Consider the following 20,256-nt stretch of genomic DNA (forward strand, 5'->3'; position numbering starts at 1 on the left):
ATTGGGGATTCAGCGCTACGTTCCGTTCTGAAGCGGGCTAAGTTTTTCGACGTAACACCTTTTCCACTTCATGAAGCAAGTTCTTTGCCTCGATTTATAGTCCTTCTGCTGATTTTTAACTCGCCTACTTCGCCGACTGCTCAAATAGAAAACCCTTAGTGAAATTCACCAAGGGTTTTGACATGTCAATAAGGGAACCGAAGTCTACGCTAGTTCAATAAACAGATCTTTTCTGGAACGACGCACTTTGGTCGCCTTTGCTAAGAAGTCTTTTTCTGCATCCCGATAACCGAGTGCGACTAATGCTACACTACGTAATCCTTTGGCGGGTAAGTCCAGAATTTTGTCGAGGGCTGCGGCATTAAAACCCTCCATGGGGGTAGCGTCAACGTGTTCGGTGGCTGCTGCAATCAGGGCGGAACCTAAGCCAATATACGCCTGACGAGATGCCCAGATGGCCTGCTCTTCGGGGGTTTTAGACAAAATATTGCCTTTGATTGAATCGGCAAACGGACGTAGCGATTCGACCGGAACGTTACGCGTATCGGCAATCAACTGCATATACGCATCGACCTGTGCCGCTTCTACGTTCGCCCAGTGGGCGAAAACCAGCAAGTGTGATCCCTCAACGATTTGCGGTTGCGGACAAGCCAGTTCATGAATTTTGCCTTTCAGTTCATGATTGTCGATTACGATAACATTATACGGTTGTAAACCTGCCGACGATGCCGACAGGCGAATTGCTTCCAGAATCGTGTCTACTTTTTCGGCCGGGATTTTCTGGCCGTTCATCTTTTTGGCAGCGTACCGCCAGTTCATTGCTTCCAGTAATTCCATAAGAGTGGGTTGTATTCTTTGGGTAAGCTATTAACAGACTTCGCCGGGTGAGCAAGCTGGTCCATCGGTTGGGCCTTGGACAACCAAAGGATTTGCTTTTTCCCATGCTGACCAGGCTGTGTCGAGGGCACCCAGAAATGTCTCGGGCTGTTGAGCCCCCGAAACTGCATACCGGCGATCTAGTACAAAAAACGGTACGCCCCGTGCGCCCACCTGCTGCGCTTCGTACACATCCCGGCTAACGGCCTCGGCGAACTGATTGCTGTCCAGCATTTGCTGAACCTCAGCGGCATCAAGGCCAATCCCAGTGCCCATTTCAAGTAACGTAGCGTGATCGGACGTATCGCGTCCTTCAGTAAAATAAGCCCGTAACAAACGTTCTTCGGCGGCATCACCCAGGTTATGTTTTTTCGCAAGTTGGATCAGGCGGTGCGCATCCCATGAATTAGCCACAACCGCTTTGTCGAAGTCATACGATAAACCAACTTCGCGGGCCATTGCCGTAACCCGATCGTTCATGCGTTTGGCTTCGTCCAGGCTCCAGCCTTTCACGTCGGCCAAATATTGGTTAATGTTTTTACCGGGTTCCGTTTTCATGTCCGGATTCAGCTGAAAGCTTTTCCAGACAACATTTACCTGGTCTTTATGGGCAAATTCATTGAGCGCGTGCTCAAACTTCCGTTTGCCAATGTAGCAAAAGGGGCACATCACATCGCTCCAGATTTCAACGTCCATTTCGTTTCGTGATTAAGCCGCCTGGGCCAGTTGAATGTTGGCAATGAGTTTAATGTCTTCGCCGAGAGCAAGTCCACCCGTTTCCGTCAAGGCATTGTAGGTCAGGCCAAATTCTTTACGATTGATCTTTCCGGTAACTTCAAACCCAAGTTTTTTATTACCGTAATTATCCTTGGCTGTTCCGCCATATTCAGCTTTCAGGGTCACAGGTTTAGTAACGCCTTTCATGGTCAAATCACCCGTCAGTACATATTCGTCGTCGTCAACTTTTTTGAAGGAGGTCGATTTGAAGGCGATTTTCGGATAGGTTTCAGCCTCGAAAAAATCAGCTGATTTCAGGTGGGTGTCCCGCATTTCCTGATTGGTATCAACGCTGTTTACATCCAGCGAAAAGTGAACTTCGGCCCCGTCGAAATCGTCGTGTTCGGTGGTTGCTCCACCATCAAAATTTCGGAACGTACCGGTTACCGTCGAGATGACCAGGTGTTTTACTTTGAATTGTACTTCGGAGTGCATTGGGTCTACGACCCATTTAGTTGTTGCCATGATTAGTTTACGTGATTTGACTTGTTTTACTAGTTGTTTTTGCTCCTGTTTATCGCGTGTAACGGCTCAGTAGTAGTTTATTGAGTACGCTGATATAAATGCTAACACCGTTAGTTTAGGGGCAAAAAAATTATCCTTTTAAGGTTTTTATAAAGCCATCAATAGCGTCTTTCAGCACCAATTGACTCCATGGGTTAGTCGTTACTTTCCCGTCAATCAACTGGATTGAAACCAGACCGTGTAAAATGGACCAGTACGTATGAAACTTTAGAAAGGCATCGACCTGTGGATTTGTGCTGGTGCTAATGGCTTCCTGAATAACGCCGATGAGTACGTTCGAAAACTTCTTCATCTCGGTAACCTGATTTACTTCTTCACAGCGCGGAATCCCCAGCCCGAACATAAGCTGGTAAAACTCCTTATGATCGAAAGCAAAGTTCCAATAACCCTGTGCAATGGCCTCCAACTGCTGACTAGCTTCGGGTTGGCTGTCGCGCTGCCGAATAACTTCTTCCGTTAGCAAGTGGAATCCTTCCCGGGTGAATTCTGCCAAAATGGCGTCTTTGTTTTCAAAGTGGCTGTAAATCACAGGCACACTATACTCGATAGCATCGGCAATCTTACGGATAGAAAGCGCCTGCCAGCCTTCCTCCAGAACCAACTGCCACGCTGCCTGTAAGATGCTGGTTTTAACTTCTACTTTTTGCCGTAATCGACGCTCAAGAATTCCCATTGTGGGTGTGTTCTGTTTTATAACAGTGTTAACTATACTATCGGTCGTAAAGTTTCCTAGTACAGAAAATAGGTAAAAAAGATGAAAATTTTTTTTACCTGCGCAGAAACACTGCGTAGTAGTCCCTAACCTTTGATGCGATGGTTCGAATTAATAGCTAAACCGGATGCGGGTTTCTGTATAGCCCCATAGTATCGAAGCCCCTGGCTGATCCCGATGTGCTGTTGGTTATAGATTGGTTCTGTCACTGAATGCAGGTTCGAATCCTGCTGTCAACCTGACACGTTGATCCATGGGGTGGAAGAAGATGACCACTTCTAAAAAGGTCACTCAGCTAAATAAAATCGGTTAGAAGCTATCCGGTGGCGTAGTTGGCTTGCCAGAGACGTAACAGTTTAGTGAGAGCCAGCAGGCAGGTCTCGCCTTTGTCGGGCGTATGCTGTTTCTGGAAAGTACTCGGGTAAGTTGGTTAGTTGAATAGAAGCGTTGCAACTGCTCAGGCAATCTACCAGTCGGAAACCTTTCTCCGAAGCAGCGTACCAAAATAAGGGCTAACCAGCTTCCGCCTTGCTGAATGGATAGTTTCGGACCGGTTATTTTTTTGACTATTTAACCAATACGATGATGAAAACTGTACGCATCCAGGCCCTACAGATCGGGTTAGTGTTCAAACATGGCGGCTACCAAAAAATGCTTTCGACGGGTAACCATTGGGTCTGGTCGAGCGAAACCGTTTATGTCTACAACCGGGGAGAGCTGTTAAAGAATCCTCCCTACGATCTGGCCATGCTGCTGGAGTACCCGGAGGTTGCTGCCGAACTCGATGTGGTTGAGGTAAAAGACAACGAGATCGCCCTTCAGTACGAGAATGGGCTTTTTCAGACAGTCCTCCAAAAAGGCCGTCATGCCTACTGGAAGTCGGAGCGCCGAAGCGGGTTAAAGCAGTACCAGTACATAAAAGCCGATTTGAGTCAACTCGAAATTCCGGGTACTATTGACTTGATTTCACTAATGCCACAACCCTTATCGGCCTTTGTGCGGACATATACCGTTGAAGCGCATGAGCAGGGTGTTCTGTTCATCGACTGGAAATTTGACCGGCTATTGAGTCCTGGTACGTATTTCTGGTGGAAAAACAATACGCCTGTCCATGTACTGAAAGTCGATACACGCCAGCAGCAGATGGAAGTTTCGGGACAGGAAATCCTGACCAAAGACAAAGCGTCGTTGCGCCTGAGTTTTTATATTCAATATCATGTGCAGGATATAATCAAAGCACTGGTCGACAACAAAGACTACGACAAGCAATTATACGTGTCAATTCAACTGGCTTTGCGTGAGTACGTTGGTAGCTTGACGCTGGATGAACTCCTCGACAAAAAAGGCGAGCTGGCGCCGTTCGTGGTAAACGCCACGTTGGCTAAAGCCGCTGAACTGGGTGTTAAACTTCGCAACGGTGGCGTGCGTGACATCATTCTGCCGGGCGACATGCGCGACATCATGAATCAGGTGTTGATGGCTGAAAAGAAGGCGCAGGCCAACATTATCATGCGTCGGGAAGAAACGGCTTCGACCCGTAGCTTACTGAATACCGCTAAATTGATGGAAGACAACGAAATGCTCTGGAAATTGAAAGAGATGGAATACGTAGAGAAAATCTCGGACAAAATCAGCTCGATCTCCGTTTCGAACGATGGCTCAATGGTCGATCAATTGAAGCAGCTTTTCGTTCGCGGGCGAGGCCGAAATACGTAATTATTTTCTGTCATGCTGACGCACCGGGCGGCAGGCTGCGTCAGCATGACAAAACAAAAAACCAACATGGAAACACCAATTTCATTAGACGATATTCTGTCCCTGGGGCCAATCCCGGAGCATTTACATACAACGTTTCTGCGGGTAGCAAATGGCCTCGTGCAACGTGCTGACTACTCCAGAGAAAAGGCAATGGGATTGATGGCACAGATGCTTCAGAATCCTAAGAAGTTTGCCTATTCCAAGAACAAGGTCACCAATCTGGCGCGGTCAATTTATGACATGAACAAGCAGGGTATTGCCGTGCCGTTGAGCGAAACGGGTGTGGGACACCTGCCACCCGAGCCAGCTCCGTATGTGTTAAATTCTGCCAAAAAACAATTGGAAAATGCGTTCGAATTACGTAGCGGGCCACTGCCGTATGCCGTTTTTGGTCGTGAGCAAATTGAGGAAGGGGCGTTGCGTCAAATGGAAACAGCAGCTAGCCTGCCGGTTTCGGTGGCGGGTGCACTTATGCCCGATGCACATCAGGGCTACGGACTTCCCATCGGGGGCGTCCTGGCTACAGAAGTAAATACGATCATTCCGTTTGCGGTTGGCGTCGATATTGCCTGCCGAATGTGTTTATCGGTATTCGATTTGCCCCCTGCATTTTTGAAACGGGAACCGCATTTATTGAAGAAGTCGCTGATGGAGCAAACCAAATTTGGACTTGGTGGCGAAACCCGCGAAAAGTTCGACGAGAGCGTGATGGACCTACCCGAATGGCGGGCCACGAAAGTGATTCGCGACCTGAAAGACAAAGCTCACCGCCAGTTAGGAAGCTCCGGTACGGGTAATCATTTCGTAGAATGGGGACTTGTTGACGTGTACGAACACGATGATCATTTGAATTTGCCACCGGGCGAATATCTGGCTTTATTATCGCATTCCGGGTCGCGTGGATTTGGCGGGAACGTAGCGAATTACTATTCGAAACTGGCGATGCAGAAAACCAAACTGCCCAAACAGGCAGCGCATCTGGCCTGGCTCGACCTGAACACCGAAGAGGGGCAGGAGTACTGGATTGCGATGAACCTGGCGGGTGACTATGCCTCTGCCAACCACCACGAAATTCACAATAAACTGGCTAAAGCACTAGGGGAGAAGCCACTGGCAATGGTCGAGAATCACCACAATTTTGCGTGGAAAGAGCAACTGGCCGATGGCCGTGAGGTGATGGTTCACCGAAAAGGAGCCACCCCCGCCGGAACCAATGTGCTGGGTATTATTCCGGGATCAATGACGCAACCGGGCTTTGTCGTACGTGGACGAGGCAATGCTGACTCCATTAACTCGGCCTCGCACGGGGCTGGTCGGTTGATGTCGCGGACGCAGGCGTTCAATACATTGACGCGTTCTCAATGGAATAAAGCCCTTACTGAGGCTGATATTCAACTCGTTGGTGGTGATCTGGATGAAGCGCCGATGGTCTATAAAAACATTGATACCGTTATCGACGCCCAGCGCGATCTGGTATCGATACTGGCGAAGTTCACGCCCAGAATTGTTCGAATGGCCGACGCCAATCGAAAAGAAGGGCGGGAAGATTGACGCTTGGCTGCGATCATAGCGCTTCGTGCGTTTCACTACGTTGTTTTTTACAGTGATTTAGTTAACGTAACGTGGACTTCCATTCCACGTTACGTTATGGAAGTGAGTAACCCTTAAAGAAACTCCAGATGATGTCGTTATTGACGAACGCGTCCGATGGGGCATCCCCGATAAACCTAGCGCCTTTCTGCCCACCCGGCCAGGCGTGTCCGCCGTCTGTTGTCAGATAGTATTGAATTTCCGAACCGCCCTGGCAGTCCGACCATTTATAAAATGTGTACTTATCTGTTGTGCGAACGACCTGTTTCTGAGTCTTGCACTGCGCGAATTGGGCAAAAACGGCCAGTGTCCTGTCCACCGGAGCGTTCCACTGTTTGTTAATACTTTTCGTACCAACACCGCCCGTGTACGGAACATTGCGATCCAGTTGGGAATGGACGTGCAGAATCGGCATGACGCGCTTAGGCTGGCAAGGTGTTTTTAGCTGCATGGTTCCCGAGTTTGCTGCGATAGCCGCCACTTTATCCGATAGTTCGCAGGCCAGTCGATAGCAAAGCATCGCTCCATTGGAATGACCTGTGGCATACACGCGTTTCTCGTCGATTTGATACGTAGTAGTCAGTTTATAGATCAATTTGCTGATGAACCCAACGTCGTCTGCTTCCTGTGTCGACGCCACCTGTCCACAGCAGGCGCCCGCATTCCAGGTTCGCAGATGCAACACGCCGGGGTTTTGCAGGCCATCGGGATAGACGACAACAAACCCTTCCTGATCCGCTTTTTCGCTCAACTTTGACTGAGATTCAAACTGCTGACCGCTGCCACCACCGCCATGCAACGCAATGACCAGCGGCAGTGAACTCCCATTCTTTTTATAGGCAGGCGGTAGGTGTATCCAGTAGATTCTGGTCTGCCCGTCATGCCGGATCGTATCACGAACGCTGGGCTCTACTAACGTAGTGAACGCAGATTTTCGAGTTATGAAACTAGCTGCGAAAGCTGTATCCGGCAGTAGAATAGCGCTATCAATTAGCATCAAAAGGAGCAATTTACCCATGAGAAAATGAAATTTTGGGTGGACAAGGATATACGTAACATAGTTCCGGCAATCTGTCGCCACGAGCGACGAAGGATTGTGTGCCAAGATAAGCAGCAACGGAGGGTTTATGGGATACAAAGGTGAACCAGGGAGTTAAGGGATGAGACATGAGTGGATTACAATTAGACGTCTGGAAATAAATAGTTGGGCCCAATTTATGTCGTATTAATAGGCCTGTCTTCTATAGGGTCGATATTTAGAAAATAGCTGCCCCAAACGAGTAACTTAAAGCCGAAAGGGGTAATTTGGCGTGGAAAAGTACTTTATGACCCTAGACGAGTGTCTTGACTAAAGCAGGATCAGGTTACTCGACTGTCTAATCAGCCTAAACACAATTCAATCATGCAGGCAACACCCGTAGCTAGCAAATCGACGCCAGCCTCGTTTACCGAAAATAAATACCTGATCACGCTCGTCTTTGTTACCTCCCTTTTCATGTTTTGGGGTGTCGCCATCACGATGGGTGATGTGTTGAACAAACACTTTCAACACGTTCTGAGCCTTACCAAGACACAATCAGCCTTTGTTCAGTTTGCTATTTTTGGGGCCTATTTCGTCATGGGTATCCCGGCTGGTTTGTTCATGAAGCGGTTTGGGTATAAAAACGGAGTATTGCTAGGGCTTTCGCTTTTTGCCGTAGGTTCGTTTTTGTTCGTTCCTGCCGCAGCCGCTGCTTCTTTTACTTATTTTGGTATTGCCCTATTTATACTGGGTTGCGGCATTTCAACCCTTGAAACGGTTGCTCATCCCTTCGTGGCCGCCCTCGGCGACCAGCGTACCAGCGATCAACGTATCAATTTCGCCCAGGCTTTCAACGCCTTGGGGGCCATCATCGGACCAGCCATCGGCTCTTATTTTCTATTGCGGAACAATACCGTGGGAAGTACCGATCTGACCTCCGTTAAGACATTGTACATTGTCATCGGTAGTGTCATCGCGACGATTGCCATCCTTTTTTCATTCGTAAAAGTGCCTGCGCTTACGGACCCACACACCGTGGTTACCGATCCTGATGCCGCGAACGTTGATGTTGAGCCTGGTAAAACCCTTTTTCAACATAAACACTTCGTGTGGGCCGTCATTGCCCAGTTTTTCAACGTAGCCGCGCAGGGAGGAACCTGGGCCTTTTTTATCAATTACGGACACGAAAAAATGGGTTTTTCGGACGCCGTTGCGGGCAACTACATGGTGTTGTTTATGGGGCTCATGCTGGCCGGACGCTTTGTTGGTACGTTCCTGATGCGGGTCATTGCCCCCCATTCCTTACTGGCTATTTTCGCTGCCTGCAATATTGTTATGTGTCTGATCATTACGCAAAGCCTGGGCTGGCCTTCCTTCATTGCGTTGCTGATGCTCAATTTCTTTTTCAGTATCATGTTCCCAACCATATTTAGTTTAGGATTGAAAAATCTTGGATCGCACACACAGCAAGCATCTTCGTTTATCTCAATGGGCGTGGTTGGTGGCGCTGTTTTCCCCTTTTTGATGGGCATGGCTGCTGAGAAAGATGTAGCCAATGCCTACTACCTGCCGATTATCTGCTACGTTGTCATTGGCCTGTTCGGCGCGAAGTTTTATAAGGTAAAATAAATTCAATCTTGATATTAGCGAGCTAAACGTAAAGAGTCATCGCCCGGTTGGAGATAACCTGCTGGTTAGTACAGGGAAATTTTTTATCGCTTTGTAAATAGCCTGAAAATCAGCAATTAACTGCTCTGGCGATTGTGCCTGAACCTTGTATAAAGCGCCCCGAAACAGGATAAAATAAACCCGTTGCGCCTGAAATGCGGGCATTAAATCGCTCGTGACAACGTCAGATGGTTGCTGAAGGGGACGAAAAAACTTCGGGAGAATTCGCCCATGTTAGGCATTCAGTGCTGTTTCCTGATGGCGCAGGGGTTGTCGTTGCCAGTACGTAAGACTGCGCCAGCACCATTCGAGCGGGCCAAACTGGAAATACCTCAGCCAGATTGGACTGACGATTAGTTGCAACACCCAGATGCCCACCACGATAAAAAAGAGTTGATAATATTGCAATTCGGCGAAGTAATTCAGCCCATAACCGAAGAAAATAAACGTGCAGATAACGGTGTGCATAACGTAGTTGGTGAACGCCATCTGCCCAACCGCTGCCAACCGTTTCAGGAAACGCTGCGCGGCTCCCGACTGAATCAGCAAAATAAGTAGACTGGCATGGGCCATTACCAGCAAAATACGCTGGAACGGATAAATCAACGACATCCAACTGATGGCGTGTGTTTCCATGTACGCCAGTCGGGACGCTACGTTCGGGAAGTGAGTATAGGAATTGTAGTAATTAAAGATGACTAGAGGCAGGCCAATTCCGTACCCCACCAGCATAATTTGAATGTAGCGTCTGCGTGGCCATTTGCCCGCGAAATAGCCCCATTTGTACAAAGCCATCCCAAGTAACATCAACGCCAACGGGTCCCAGATAGCGTAGGCCAGGTATTTGGTTTGAAAATCCCAGGATAAGGGGCGTAGGTAATTGGCTACCGTTGTGTAGTTTGATTTCATCGAACGTGTATGTTCCGCCACTTCAGCCTTGTTGGGAATGAACTCTTTCTGAATGGCCCGCCAATCCGTCATCGCTTTCTTTTGCTGTTCGGTCAATGTCTGATGGTGTTCCTGTGCAGCTTTGGCTTCTTTATAGCCCAGCAATTTTTCCCGCATGTTTTGGTAGAACAGCGTGCCAGACGTGAAGTCGATAAGCGCAATCAGCGGCACACCAATGGCCAGATAAGCGGGTTTGACATTGCGAAATAGAAAGGCCAGCAACCCACAGACACCATATAGATACAAAATGTCGCCGGACCAGAGCAATACGTGCGCATCAATGAGGCCGAACAAAATCAGCCAGCCCATCCGGCGGTAATACAGGCCGACAACCGATTTTCCCGTTCGTTCCTTTTTAGTGGTAAAGAGCAGAATGCCTACGCCAAAAATCATGGAAAATAAAGCACGCATCTTCCCTTCGAACAAGACAGTTACGACGGCATCTACCCAAAAATTAACGTTATCAGTATCACTTCGGAAGCTTTTGGAGAAGTACTCCGGCATAGCAAAAACCGGAATGTTCATCATCAGAATGCCTAACAAGGCTACGCCCCGAAGGATGTCAACGGTTTCAATACGTTCCGCCTGGGCAATGGGTCGGAAGGAAGCAACTGGTGATGTTACAAAGGGATTTGAGTACGATTCAGCTTGCATAATGGTGTTGATAGGTAAGGGTTTAACGCATAATCAGAACCGATGCCGAAAATCGGGCTTGGTGTAAGTACAGAATTTTCGGCATCTCTCACGTCATCTTTTGATTAAACGTAGTGGTTTCCTGGAGTAGACTTACAAAGCCGCTGGAAATGCGCTGTCATCTAGTCGAAATTAATCTGACCATTATCGCCTTTCTTGATGTATGTTAATGGCCAACTCGAAGGGCTACAGTCTTCTGCACCAGTCCTGTATGACTGATTTTATGTGGAAAATTGCAAAAAAATGGACAAGGAAAGAGTACAAAATCAATAGTACTGTCTCTATGCTATATAGAAGGACATCGTCGACTTCGGCGATGCTTTTTGGTTGCTGATCTGTCGTAGGATGGTCGGGATAATGACCCAATACATACAGCTTTATAGTTTATCATAGGTTAGGATTTTTTAAGGCCTCTGGCATTGCCGGAGGCCTTATTTTTCGAAATTAATCAAGTTGGTCGTAAATTTGCTGGCCGCCGAGTGGGTATGATAACGATAAAATTATCCATGTTCACGTACCGGTAGAAGACGCAATAATTCGACGCCTAAAGGGTATTACTGGCTTCCTGGTGACTATTTCTTGATGAAACATCCTCAACTAGTTAGTCAAATGAACCGCATAGAGAAAGATATCCAGCCTGTTAACCCATATCTTTAGGCGCACAACAACTCCCTGCTATTAGCCGACAATCAATCCATATATGCAAACCGAACAGACTACGCTCGCGGAAAACCAAGCTGAACAGCAAACTTTTTTTGAAAGCCGATATGCCAATTCGCCCAACGAGGTGAAAGGAATGGATACCGCGCAACTCCGGCAAAATTTTCTCATTGAGACGCTGTTTGTCGCCGATCAATTTCACTGGGTACTGTCGTTTTTCGATCGCTATCTAACCGGTGGGGTTATGCCGGTAGACGGCCCTGTTACGTTAACGACGCCCGATCAGTTGAAAGCGGAGTACTTTCTGGAACGGCGCGAACTGGGCATGATCAATGTTGGGGGCGCAGGTCGGGTTATAGCAGATGGCGTGGCCCATGATCTGGCATACAAAGAAGCGTTGTACATCGGTCAGGGAACCCGCGACATTCAGTTTATTTCCTACGACGCTGAATCACCGGCCAAGTTTTACCTGAACTCTACACCCGCCACCAAAAATTACCCAACCCGCAAGGTGTCCAGAACCGATGCCGACGTAGTGGAATTAGGCAGTATGGGGACAGCCAATCATCGGACAATCAATAAGTTGCTTGTCAATAGCGTCTTGCCGACCTGCCAATTGCAAATGGGCATGACCGAATTGAAAACTGGCAGCGTCTGGAACACCATGCCTGCTCATACGCATGATCGGCGGATGGAGGTTTATTTCTATTTCGAAGTTCCGGAGGGGCAGAGCGTTTGCCATTTTATGGGGCAACCGCAGGAAACCCGCCATATCTGGATGCAGAACGAACAGGCCGTGATTTCGCCAAACTGGTCGATTCACGCTGGGGCCGGTACGTCGAACTATACCTTTATCTGGGGTATGGCCGGTGAGAACCTCGACTACAGCGACATGGACTTCTGTGCGATCACTGATTTGAAATAAAAGGAGGTTTTCGATAAGACGCTCCTCAACCGTCATCCACTAGTCTGAAAATAAATGAGTTCTGTACTAAATACATTTTCATTAACCGGTAAAGTCGCCTTGGTGACAGGCTGCAAACGCGGTATCGGTAAAGCAATGGCCGAAGCGCTGGCCGAAGCTGGCGCCGACATTATTGGCGTATCGGCCAACCTCGAACTCGAAGGCAGCGACGTAGCAAAAGCCATTGAATCCCGCGGCCAGAAATTCTATGCCTACCAGGCCGATTTTGGAAACCGGGAAGCGTTGTATGCCTTTGTAAATCAGGTTAAAAAAGATCATCCAGTCATTGATATTCTGGTCAACAACGCGGGTACGATTATGCGTAAACCAGCCGCCGAGCACCCCGACGATTATTGGGATGAGGTGATTGCCATCAATCAAACGGCTCAGTTTATACTCACGCGGGAAATTGGCAAAGACATGATCGCCAGCGGAAGCGGCAAAGTCATTTTTACGGCTTCGCTGCTTACGTTCCAGGGTGGTATCAACGTACCGGGCTATGCTGCCAGCAAAGGCGCTATTGGGAGTCTGGTAAAGGCATTTGCCAATGAGTGGGCTGGGTTAGGCGTTAACGTCAACGCCATTGCGCCCGGTTACATCGCTACGGATAACACCGAAGCATTACGCGCCGATCAGGCGCGTAGTCAGTCTATTCTAAGTCGAATTCCAGCCGCTCGGTGGGGTGAACCTGAGGATTTTAAAGGACCGGTTGTTTTCCTGGCATCCGATGCCGCCAGCTACGTTCATGGTACTATTTTGACCGTCGACGGCGGTTGGATGGGACGATAAGAGACGAATAATCCCGTCATAGCAGAAAATCCCGCCAGTTTTTAACTGGCGGGATTTTCTGCTTATAGAACAAAAAAACTGTAAATATTTTAATCGAGCGTAACGTGTTTCCAATTTTCCCCCGAGCGAATGCGGTTGAGCTGAGTGTGCGTGATCCCGAACTGTTTCGCAATCATCTTCAGTCGGTTCTTATCGTTGAGCAACAGCTTTTTAATGATTCTGACTTTGCTCTCCGTTAGTTTGTAATTGCGTGTTTGGCGAGGTAGCTGGCGGTTTTTGAGGCTCGGGTTTTCCCGGTTGTGGGCAATCATTTCATCTTTCGTCACCCACCGCAGGTTCTTATAATAATTGTTCTGTTTATCGTAGTCAATGTGAATAACGAATGTCTGCTCAGGCTGCGCCCGGGTAACAAAGTGCTCGGCTACTAATTTGTGGACGTAGCGATTTAGCGTTTTGCCTTCCGACCGAATGTTCAGCGACCGATAACCCTGAATAACCGACCCTTTTATAGCTTTGCTGATAGGTTTGGCGTTCGGATTATTTATCTGCGATGAGGTAGATGACTGGAAACTGCGCAATCGCCCGTAGTTTGAAACCTCATAGTGAGGTGGCTTTTCAAGGCCCTCAAACATAATTGGCACCCACTTCTCATTCCAGAAACTTTGGTTTCCTTTGGCGTCCATGACCGAAGCTAATTTAGTGTAATACGCATCCGGGCGATCCGTTTTGCAATTGCCTGCCCTACTTTTGCTGATTATCCGACGTACTGCTAAACAAAGCAAAACTCGTTGATGAGTCTTTAACAACGATACAACGAAATGGTTGTCCATTCTTCATACTATGTTCGTCTTTCCAGTATAAATAAAGTCTATTCCAGGGCTGTTATTACTGTACGGCCGAAAATGGACTATTTCCTGGTGCGTTTGTCAACGATGGAAACCGCTTGTTGATCGAATTCGTTAGTAAGAAACGCTGTTGTATGTACGCCCGATATACCGTGTGGTGTATGCACCCAATTTGTTTACAAAGATTATGGACAACCCCGAAAAGAAAACATTAGTAATTGGCGCTACGGAGAAGCCGGGCCGATACGCCAATCTGGCTGCCCACAGTTTACTTCGTCATGGGCATGCTATTGAACTGCTTGGACTGAAGAGTGGAGAAATTGACGGCCATGCCATCCAGACAGGGCAACCTTCGCTGGAAAATGTCGATACGGTAACGATGTACGTTGGCCCACGTAATCAGCCAGATTTGTATGAATACATCAAAAGCCTGCATCCCCGGCGCGTGATCTTTAATCCGGGTGCCGAAAATCCAGAATTTCAGAAGCAGCTTCAGGCAGAAGGCATTGAACCTATTGAAGCCTGCACGCTGGTTATGCTGTCAATCGGGACGTATTGATTTTTTGTAGAGACGCATAGTTGCGTCTCTACGTGTGTCTCACCATTTGATCAATGCCGATGCCCACGTAAAACCGCTGCCAAATGCGGCCAGACAAACCAGGTCACCGGGCTTGATTCGACCTTGTTCGAAAGCCTCGGTCAGAGCAATGGGGATGGAAGCGGCTGTGGTGTTTCCGTACTTTTGAATGTTGTTAAACACCTTGTCATCGGGCAGGTTCATTTGCTGCTGAACATAACCCGAAATGCGAATATTCGCCTGATGAGGAACCAGCAGAGCAAGGTCGTCGGGCTGGAGACCATTGGCCGCCAGACTCTCGTTGATTACTTCCATAAACCGCACCACGGCATGTTTGAAAACCGTGTTACCATTCATCGTTACGTTATATTGTTTGTCGGCGAGGGTAGTCTCCGAAATCCATTGACCTTCCCGGCTGCTACCTGGATCACGGACGTATAATTCTTCGGCGTAGCGCCCGTCGGCGTGAAGGTGCGTTGACAGAATACGGTGCTCCGGGTCGGTAGTGGCCTGTAGAACAGCCGCGCCCGCGCCATCGCCAAAAATGACGGCGACGCCCCGCCCTTCGTTACTTTTGTTCAGAAACGATGACTGAATCTCCGAACCGACCACCAGAATGGTCTTGTACATGCCGGTTTTTATAAACTGATCGGCAATGGAAAGGGCATACACAAAGCCTGAACACTGGTTTCGGATGTCGATAACGCCAATGCCCTCCAACCCCAATTCCCGCTGCATCAGAAAAGCAGAACCGGGAAAGTAATAATCGGGGGTGATAGTAGCATATACGATCAGATCAACGGCTGAGGCTTCTAGACCGGCGCGGTCGAGTGCCATGCGCGAAGCAGCCGTGGCCATGCTGGCGTTCGTATCTTTCCCATAAGTAAAATACCGACGCTGCTTAATGCCCGTCCGTTCCTGAATCCAGGCATCGGAGGTATCCATATATTGGGTCAGGTCGTCATTCGTAACAATGGTATCCGGTACGTAGAAACCTAGCCCCTTAATACTTGAGTAAACCGTATTCATTCGATAGTAGAATAATAGTCGATAAAAATAGAACTATTTCTGGTATCAAATATCTTGCTGACCAGACTTTGCTATCAATACCAACAAAAGGCGACCCCTGTTTTCAGACCGCGTGCAATTCGAATGAGTATTCTTCCATAATGAGGTTTGCCAATAATTGGCGGCAGGCCGAGTCCACTGTCGTACGGGCCTGGTCTTCGGTGGCGGCATCAACTTCAAGCCGGATATGCTTACCAATACGGACGTTATCTATGCTGTCCATCTGGAGGTTATGAAGTCCCAACTTAACGGCTTTGCCCTGTGGGTCCAGAATTTCCGAGCGGGTCATGATGTTAATTTCGGCGATGTATTTCATTACTTAATGAGTGAAAGAACGAAAGAGTGAATGTGCGAAATGCGAGTACGTAGATTACAGTTTGCTCTTTCGCTCCTGGGTAAAAAGTGAAACAAGTATATAAAGCAAAATAATCAGCGGGATGGCTGCGAACTGCAAAAATAGCAGGAGTAACGCGGACGCCATCAGAAAACTGAATTTAATCCGGTTTTCAGCCCAGCCGAAGGTCTTAAATTTAAGGGCGAAAAGAGGCACTTCGGACACGAGCATGAACGAAAAGGCAATCATCATGCCCATTGCAATGTCATTCTTCCAAATCCCATCGAACTGGGGTTGATAGCGTTCCATCAGCGGAAAGGCTCCAAGCAGCATGGCATTAGCCGGAACGGGTAGACCAATAAATGACTCCGATTGACGCGTGTCGATGTTGAAATTCGCTAAGCGCAGGGCTGATAAAATGGCGATCAGAAACGATCCATACGAAATAGCGCCTAAATCCTGAAACCAGCACAGCTGAAATACGATGGTAGCGGGCAACACGCCAAACGTAACGACATCGGCCAGTGAGTCCAGTTCCTTGCCAAACGGCCCCGATACGTTAACCAGTCGGGCTACAAACCCATCGCCAAAGTCGAGCACAGCTGCCAGACCAATTAACCAGGCCGCCGTGTCCAGATGGCCACGTAGTGCCATGACCACGCCAACACAACCACACAGCAAATTGCCGCAGGTCATGGCGTTGGGAAGGTGTTTGAGTAGGTTCATATACGTAAATATGGGTCGGTCGCCGAAGCGATTCCAGCCCGTATGGCCGTCAGGCCAATTATCTTACTATTAATTGTTGGCCTGACGGCCATGCGGGCTGAAGCCCGTATTTACATCGCGTTAACAAATGGATTCGTACGTTTTTCTTTACCTATGGTTGTTGGTTCCATATGCCCGGCATAAACCGTGTAGTCGTCGGGCAGGGTGAAAAACTGGGTTCGGATGCTGTCGATCAGATCGGCATGGTTACAGTACGGAAAATCTGTCCGACCAACGCTTCCATTAAATAACACATCGCCCCCAACTATGTATCGCTCAGCGTGATTGACAAACGCTACGTGTCCGGGTGCATGACCCGGTACAAAGATGACGTCCAGCACGGTATTACCAAAGCGGAACTGATCCCCTTCTTTCAGAAACTCATCAATTTCGGAGGGTTCATATCCGCGAAGACCGTAGAGCGCACAGCGGGTGGGTACGTCGTTATAAATCACCATATCCAGCTCATGCAGATACGCCTTAACGCCAAACTTGCGCTTTACGTAGGCTACGCCAAACACATGATCGAGGTGCGAATGAGTCAGTAGCAGGTACTTGATCTTGAGTTTGTGCTGTTCAATAAATTGTCCCAGTGCTTCTTTCTCAACCTGTTCATAGCAGCCAGGGTCAATAAGTACAGCCTCACCGGTCGCATCATCAGCAATGACGTAGGTGTTTTCGTGAAACGGAGAGAATTCGAACGCTTGAATCATTATGTAGCGAGGGTGTAAACCCGCATTCAGTAGCTTTAAAGTAGGTTTACACCCACACTACGTTACAAAAGTAGAAACACTGTTGGTTTTTTGCGTAAGTCAGGCACCTGGGATTTCCATTCACGAATGCTCAGGGTACGGACGAAGGCATCGGGCGCTGTTAAGTTACAGGCCACACACAGGCGTGTATTGGGCTGACAATTGGCCAGCACATCGGCAAAGAGTGCGTCGTTGCGATAGGGCGTTTCCATAAAAATCTGCGTCTGGAGTCGGCCCTGTGCTTCTTTTTCGAGAAATCGTATAGCACGGGAACGATCCTGCCGATCAATGGGGAGATAGCCGTGAAAGACAAACGATTGCCCACTCATACCCGACGCCATCAGCGCCAGCAAAATAGACGATGGGCCGACTAATGGCTCTACCTTCCAACCCAGCGTATGCGCCATACCGACTACCACCGATCCCGGATCGGCAACACCAGGGCAGCCCGCTTCCGATAAAACGCCTGCACTACGTTTGCGCTCCATCAATTCCTGGATCTGTTTGCGCGTATCGGCAGGTGGCGTGTCTTTATCAAGTTCAAAAAACGCTGTTTCGTCAATGACACGGTTGGTTTTCAGGCCAGTGATAAACCGCCGGGCCGAACGAACATTCTCGACAAAATAGGCGTCTGTTTTTTCGATGATCATCGAAATGTGGGACGGCAACACTTGTTGAGCGGTATCATCGGCCAGGAGGGTAGGAATAAGATATAGAGTTGGCATTTTTTGTCATGCTCGCTGGGTTAAAACGGCAGCTAGGACTAATTCGTTTTAATAAATTTCATCAACGTTTCAACAAATTCAACAGGCTTTTCGGCTTGTACCCAGTGTCCAGCCCCCTGAATCGTTTCAATTTGAGCATTCGGGAATATGCGTCTGATGATGGGAAGGTCCTCATCCAAAATATAGGGGGACTCACTTCCCCTTATAAATAACGTTGGATCGATGACAATTCGTGGATTGGTCAACTCTTCCCCAACCGTGTGCAATTCGCGCTCAATGACGGGTAAATTCAGTCGCCAGTCGAACAAGCCCTGCTCATTCCGGAACAGGTTTTTAAGCAAAAACTGCCGTACAGCCAATACGGGTTCGTAACGACTCAGCACCGCGTCGGCTTCAGTGCGACTCCTGATGCCAGCCAGGTCAATCGCGTTGAGCCCACGAATAAGTTCAGCGTGGTGTATTGGGTAAAACTTGGGGGCAATGTCAACAACCACTAGTTTTTGGAATGTACCCGGGTAGGTCATTACGTATTGCATGACTGTTTTACCACCCATCGAATGACCAACCAGAATAGGCTCGTCGAGTTTTTGGTCAATGAGAAACTCGCGCAGGTCGGCGGCCATACTTTGGTAATCCTGCTCATTGGCACGGGGCGACTGGCCGTGATTCCGCTGATCGAGAGCAAAAACCCGGTAACCCTGTGCGGCAATGGTTTTGCTGGTAGTCAACCAATTATCGGAGGAGCCAAAAATACCATGCAAGATGACAATGGCCGGTCCCGTCTCGCCCGTTTGACGAAAGAATAATTTCATATTGATTCAAACGCAGAGAACACTGAGTTGAACACGGAGACCACAGAAAAGCTTTGTGACCTCTGTGCCGAATTCCGTACTCGCTGCGTTTAGCATTTAGTTTACATAAATAACTTTTTCACGTTGCTTGACCAACTCACCGAATGAGTGGAGCGCAAAGCCGTTTTCGGCGGCTACCTGCTCAAATTCAATCGTACTTTCTGGCACAACCGCAATGAGTAGCCCACCCGACGTTTGTGGATCGGCCAGTGTGTATCGTTGGGTTTCGGTCAAGTCGCTGATCTTGTGGCCGTAGCTGTCCCAGTTACGGACTGTGCCGCCGGGAAAGCTTTTCTGCGCCAGATAGTCAGCTATAATCGACAACTTTGGCACATCATCGAAGGTGATGACAGCACTAAGACCGGAACCTTCGGCCATTTCAGTAAGGTGCCCTAGCAGCCCGAAGCCTGTTACGTCGGTTAAGGCTTTCACATAGGGTAATTTACCCAGAACAGCCCCGAATTTATTAAGCTGCGCCATTTGCTGAGGAGCGATATTCGCATGTTCGGGTTTGAGGATTCCTTTTTTCTGAGCAGTCGTCAGAATGCCAACACCCAGCGGTTTTGTCAGATAAAGGCGGCACCCTTCGGTGGCCGTGTTGTTTTGCTTGAGGTGATCGAGCCGGACTTTACCCGTCACGGCCAATCCAAAAATTGGTTCGGGCGAATCAATGCTGTGTCCCCCCGCGAGTGGAATGCCCGCTTCACGGCAGATGGCTCGTGAACCCTCCAGCACTTGGGCGGCTATTTCTGGAGGTAACGTATTTATGGGCCAGCCCAGAATAGCAATAGCCATAATGGGTTCGCCACCCATAGCGTACACATCACTGATGGCGTTAGCCGACGCGATACGTCCGAAGTCGAAGGCGTCGTCTACAATAGGCATAAAAAAATCGGTGGTGCTGATGATAGCTTCCCCATTTCCAAGGTCGAGCACGGCCGCATCGTCCCGGGAATCGTTGCCGACGAGTAGATTTTGATAATGCGGCTGAACAGACGTCTGGTTCGTATGCAGAATCTGGTCCAGTATTTTGGGCGAAATCTTGCAGCCGCAACCGGCCCCGTGGCTGTATTGCGTAAGTTTAACGGATGTCGTTTCGGTTGGTGTCATAAAGGGACAAAACTAAGAGGGAAATGTTGTAACCTATGCACATTATCGTACAGTACTAAGACTCTTGGGGGTTGAAAGGTTCTATTTCGGTCAGTGAGCTATCTATATGATTACGTGTGATTAACAATATGATAATGTGGTTTATAGAACGTAATCATCTTGAAATAGGGTTATTCTTAGAATAACGTCTATAAGATTATATATAGTGGTACTTTTTTAAGATACCCCCCATTAAGACTTCGAAAAAA

The 20,256-nt window shown here is 48.4% G+C and carries 21 protein-coding genes; 6 read left to right on the forward strand and 15 right to left on the reverse strand.

All coding sequences use genetic code 11. From position 1 onward, the window contains the following. Window positions 1-204 precede the first annotated feature (204 nt). The 4 genes from BM202_RS05565 to BM202_RS05580 all read right to left on the reverse strand — a co-directional run bounded on the left by BM202_RS05565 (window position 205) and on the right by BM202_RS05580 (window position 2,851). A complete protein-coding gene (locus BM202_RS05565; protein ID WP_093823862.1) occupies window positions 205-837 on the reverse strand; it encodes an NAD(P)H-dependent oxidoreductase in 633 nt (210 codons plus the stop codon). A 30-nt stretch (window positions 838-867) separates the two neighbouring features. Then, window positions 868-1,572, reverse strand: a complete 705-nt coding sequence (locus BM202_RS05570; RefSeq protein WP_093823864.1) for a DsbA family oxidoreductase — start codon at window positions 1,570-1,572, stop codon at window positions 868-870. Window positions 1,573-1,584: 12 nt separating this feature from the next. Continuing rightward, window positions 1,585-2,118, reverse strand: coding sequence for a YceI family protein (locus BM202_RS05575; protein WP_093823866.1), 534 nt, complete (start codon window positions 2,116-2,118; stop codon window positions 1,585-1,587). A 130-nt stretch (window positions 2,119-2,248) separates the two neighbouring features. Continuing rightward, entirely contained in the window at window positions 2,249-2,851 is a 603-nt protein-coding gene (locus BM202_RS05580) for a TetR/AcrR family transcriptional regulator (RefSeq protein WP_093823868.1), read from the reverse strand. Between the two features lie 621 nt (window positions 2,852-3,472). Here BM202_RS05580 and BM202_RS05585 point away from each other — a divergent pair. Next, complete coding sequence (locus BM202_RS05585) at window positions 3,473-4,606, forward strand: slipin family protein (protein ID WP_245776537.1); 1,134 nt, start codon at window positions 3,473-3,475, stop codon at window positions 4,604-4,606. A 66-nt stretch (window positions 4,607-4,672) separates the two neighbouring features. Continuing rightward, window positions 4,673-6,199: an RtcB family protein gene (locus tag BM202_RS05590; RefSeq protein WP_093825121.1), complete on the forward strand. Its 1,527-nt coding sequence runs from the start codon at window positions 4,673-4,675 to the stop codon at window positions 6,197-6,199. A gap of 94 nt (window positions 6,200-6,293) precedes the next feature. On the opposite strand, the gene BM202_RS05595 is transcribed toward BM202_RS05590, so the two are convergent. Further along, a complete protein-coding gene (locus tag BM202_RS05595; RefSeq protein ID WP_093823870.1) occupies window positions 6,294-7,256 on the reverse strand; it encodes an extracellular catalytic domain type 1 short-chain-length polyhydroxyalkanoate depolymerase in 963 nt (320 codons plus the stop codon). 384 nt (window positions 7,257-7,640) lie between these two features. Here BM202_RS05595 and fucP point away from each other — a divergent pair, with 384 nt between their 5' ends. Next, window positions 7,641-8,888 carry an L-fucose:H+ symporter permease gene (gene fucP, locus BM202_RS05600; RefSeq protein ID WP_093823872.1) on the forward strand — a complete coding sequence of 416 codons (1,248 nt, stop codon included), beginning with the start codon at window positions 7,641-7,643 and terminating at the stop codon, window positions 8,886-8,888. Between the two features lie 36 nt (window positions 8,889-8,924). On the opposite strand, the gene BM202_RS37115 is transcribed toward fucP, so the two are convergent. Continuing rightward, the gene (locus tag BM202_RS37115) at window positions 8,925-9,092 is read right to left on the reverse strand and encodes a hypothetical protein (RefSeq protein WP_177236511.1); all 168 of its coding nucleotides are present in this window, start codon (window positions 9,090-9,092) and stop codon (window positions 8,925-8,927) included. A 69-nt stretch (window positions 9,093-9,161) separates the two neighbouring features. Next, window positions 9,162-10,529: a DUF418 domain-containing protein gene (locus tag BM202_RS05605; RefSeq protein ID WP_093823874.1), complete on the reverse strand. Its 1,368-nt coding sequence runs from the start codon at window positions 10,527-10,529 to the stop codon at window positions 9,162-9,164. A gap of 739 nt (window positions 10,530-11,268) precedes the next feature. Here BM202_RS05605 and kduI point away from each other — a divergent pair. Together kduI and BM202_RS05615 are read left to right on the forward strand one after the other, a co-directional pair. Further along, window positions 11,269-12,153 carry a 5-dehydro-4-deoxy-D-glucuronate isomerase gene (gene kduI, locus BM202_RS05610; protein ID WP_093823876.1) on the forward strand — a complete coding sequence of 295 codons (885 nt, stop codon included), beginning with the start codon at window positions 11,269-11,271 and terminating at the stop codon, window positions 12,151-12,153. A gap of 54 nt (window positions 12,154-12,207) precedes the next feature. Next, window positions 12,208-12,981: an SDR family oxidoreductase gene (locus BM202_RS05615; protein ID WP_093823878.1), complete on the forward strand. Its 774-nt coding sequence runs from the start codon at window positions 12,208-12,210 to the stop codon at window positions 12,979-12,981. Window positions 12,982-13,070: 89 nt separating this feature from the next. Here the strand turns inward: BM202_RS05615 and BM202_RS05620 are convergent, their stop codons facing one another. After that, on the reverse strand, window positions 13,071-13,664 hold the full coding sequence (locus BM202_RS05620; protein WP_093823880.1) for an HNH endonuclease: 594 nt from the start codon (window positions 13,662-13,664) through the stop codon (window positions 13,071-13,073). A gap of 349 nt (window positions 13,665-14,013) precedes the next feature. Between BM202_RS05620 and BM202_RS05625 the strand changes: the two genes are divergently transcribed. Further along, window positions 14,014-14,385, forward strand: coding sequence for a CoA-binding protein (locus tag BM202_RS05625; protein ID WP_093823882.1), 372 nt, complete (start codon window positions 14,014-14,016; stop codon window positions 14,383-14,385). Window positions 14,386-14,424: 39 nt separating this feature from the next. Here the strand turns inward: BM202_RS05625 and BM202_RS05630 are convergent, their stop codons facing one another. From BM202_RS05630 to selD, 7 genes are all read right to left on the reverse strand, one after another. Continuing rightward, window positions 14,425-15,432: a 3-oxoacyl-ACP synthase III family protein gene (locus BM202_RS05630; protein WP_093823884.1), complete on the reverse strand. Its 1,008-nt coding sequence runs from the start codon at window positions 15,430-15,432 to the stop codon at window positions 14,425-14,427. Window positions 15,433-15,535: 103 nt separating this feature from the next. Next, window positions 15,536-15,787, reverse strand: coding sequence for a phosphoribosylformylglycinamidine synthase subunit PurS (gene purS, locus BM202_RS05635; protein ID WP_093823886.1), 252 nt, complete (start codon window positions 15,785-15,787; stop codon window positions 15,536-15,538). 54 nt (window positions 15,788-15,841) lie between these two features. Continuing rightward, window positions 15,842-16,531: a CDP-diacylglycerol--serine O-phosphatidyltransferase gene (gene pssA, locus BM202_RS05640; RefSeq protein WP_093823888.1), complete on the reverse strand. Its 690-nt coding sequence runs from the start codon at window positions 16,529-16,531 to the stop codon at window positions 15,842-15,844. Window positions 16,532-16,641: 110 nt separating this feature from the next. Further along, on the reverse strand, window positions 16,642-17,283 hold the full coding sequence (locus tag BM202_RS05645; RefSeq protein WP_093823890.1) for an MBL fold metallo-hydrolase: 642 nt from the start codon (window positions 17,281-17,283) through the stop codon (window positions 16,642-16,644). Between the two features lie 62 nt (window positions 17,284-17,345). Next, window positions 17,346-18,047 carry an SAM-dependent methyltransferase gene (locus tag BM202_RS05650; protein WP_093823892.1) on the reverse strand — a complete coding sequence of 234 codons (702 nt, stop codon included), beginning with the start codon at window positions 18,045-18,047 and terminating at the stop codon, window positions 17,346-17,348. 38 nt (window positions 18,048-18,085) lie between these two features. Continuing rightward, the gene (locus tag BM202_RS05655; RefSeq protein WP_093823894.1) at window positions 18,086-18,859 is read right to left on the reverse strand and encodes an alpha/beta fold hydrolase; all 774 of its coding nucleotides are present in this window, start codon (window positions 18,857-18,859) and stop codon (window positions 18,086-18,088) included. A gap of 96 nt (window positions 18,860-18,955) precedes the next feature. Beyond that, window positions 18,956-20,008 carry a selenide, water dikinase SelD gene (selD, locus tag BM202_RS05660; RefSeq protein WP_093823896.1) on the reverse strand — a complete coding sequence of 351 codons (1,053 nt, stop codon included), beginning with the start codon at window positions 20,006-20,008 and terminating at the stop codon, window positions 18,956-18,958. Window positions 20,009-20,256: the final 248 nt, after the last annotated feature.

This window comes from Spirosoma endophyticum (assembly GCF_900112365.1).
Lineage (GTDB): Bacteria > Bacteroidota > Bacteroidia > Cytophagales > Spirosomataceae > Spirosoma > Spirosoma endophyticum.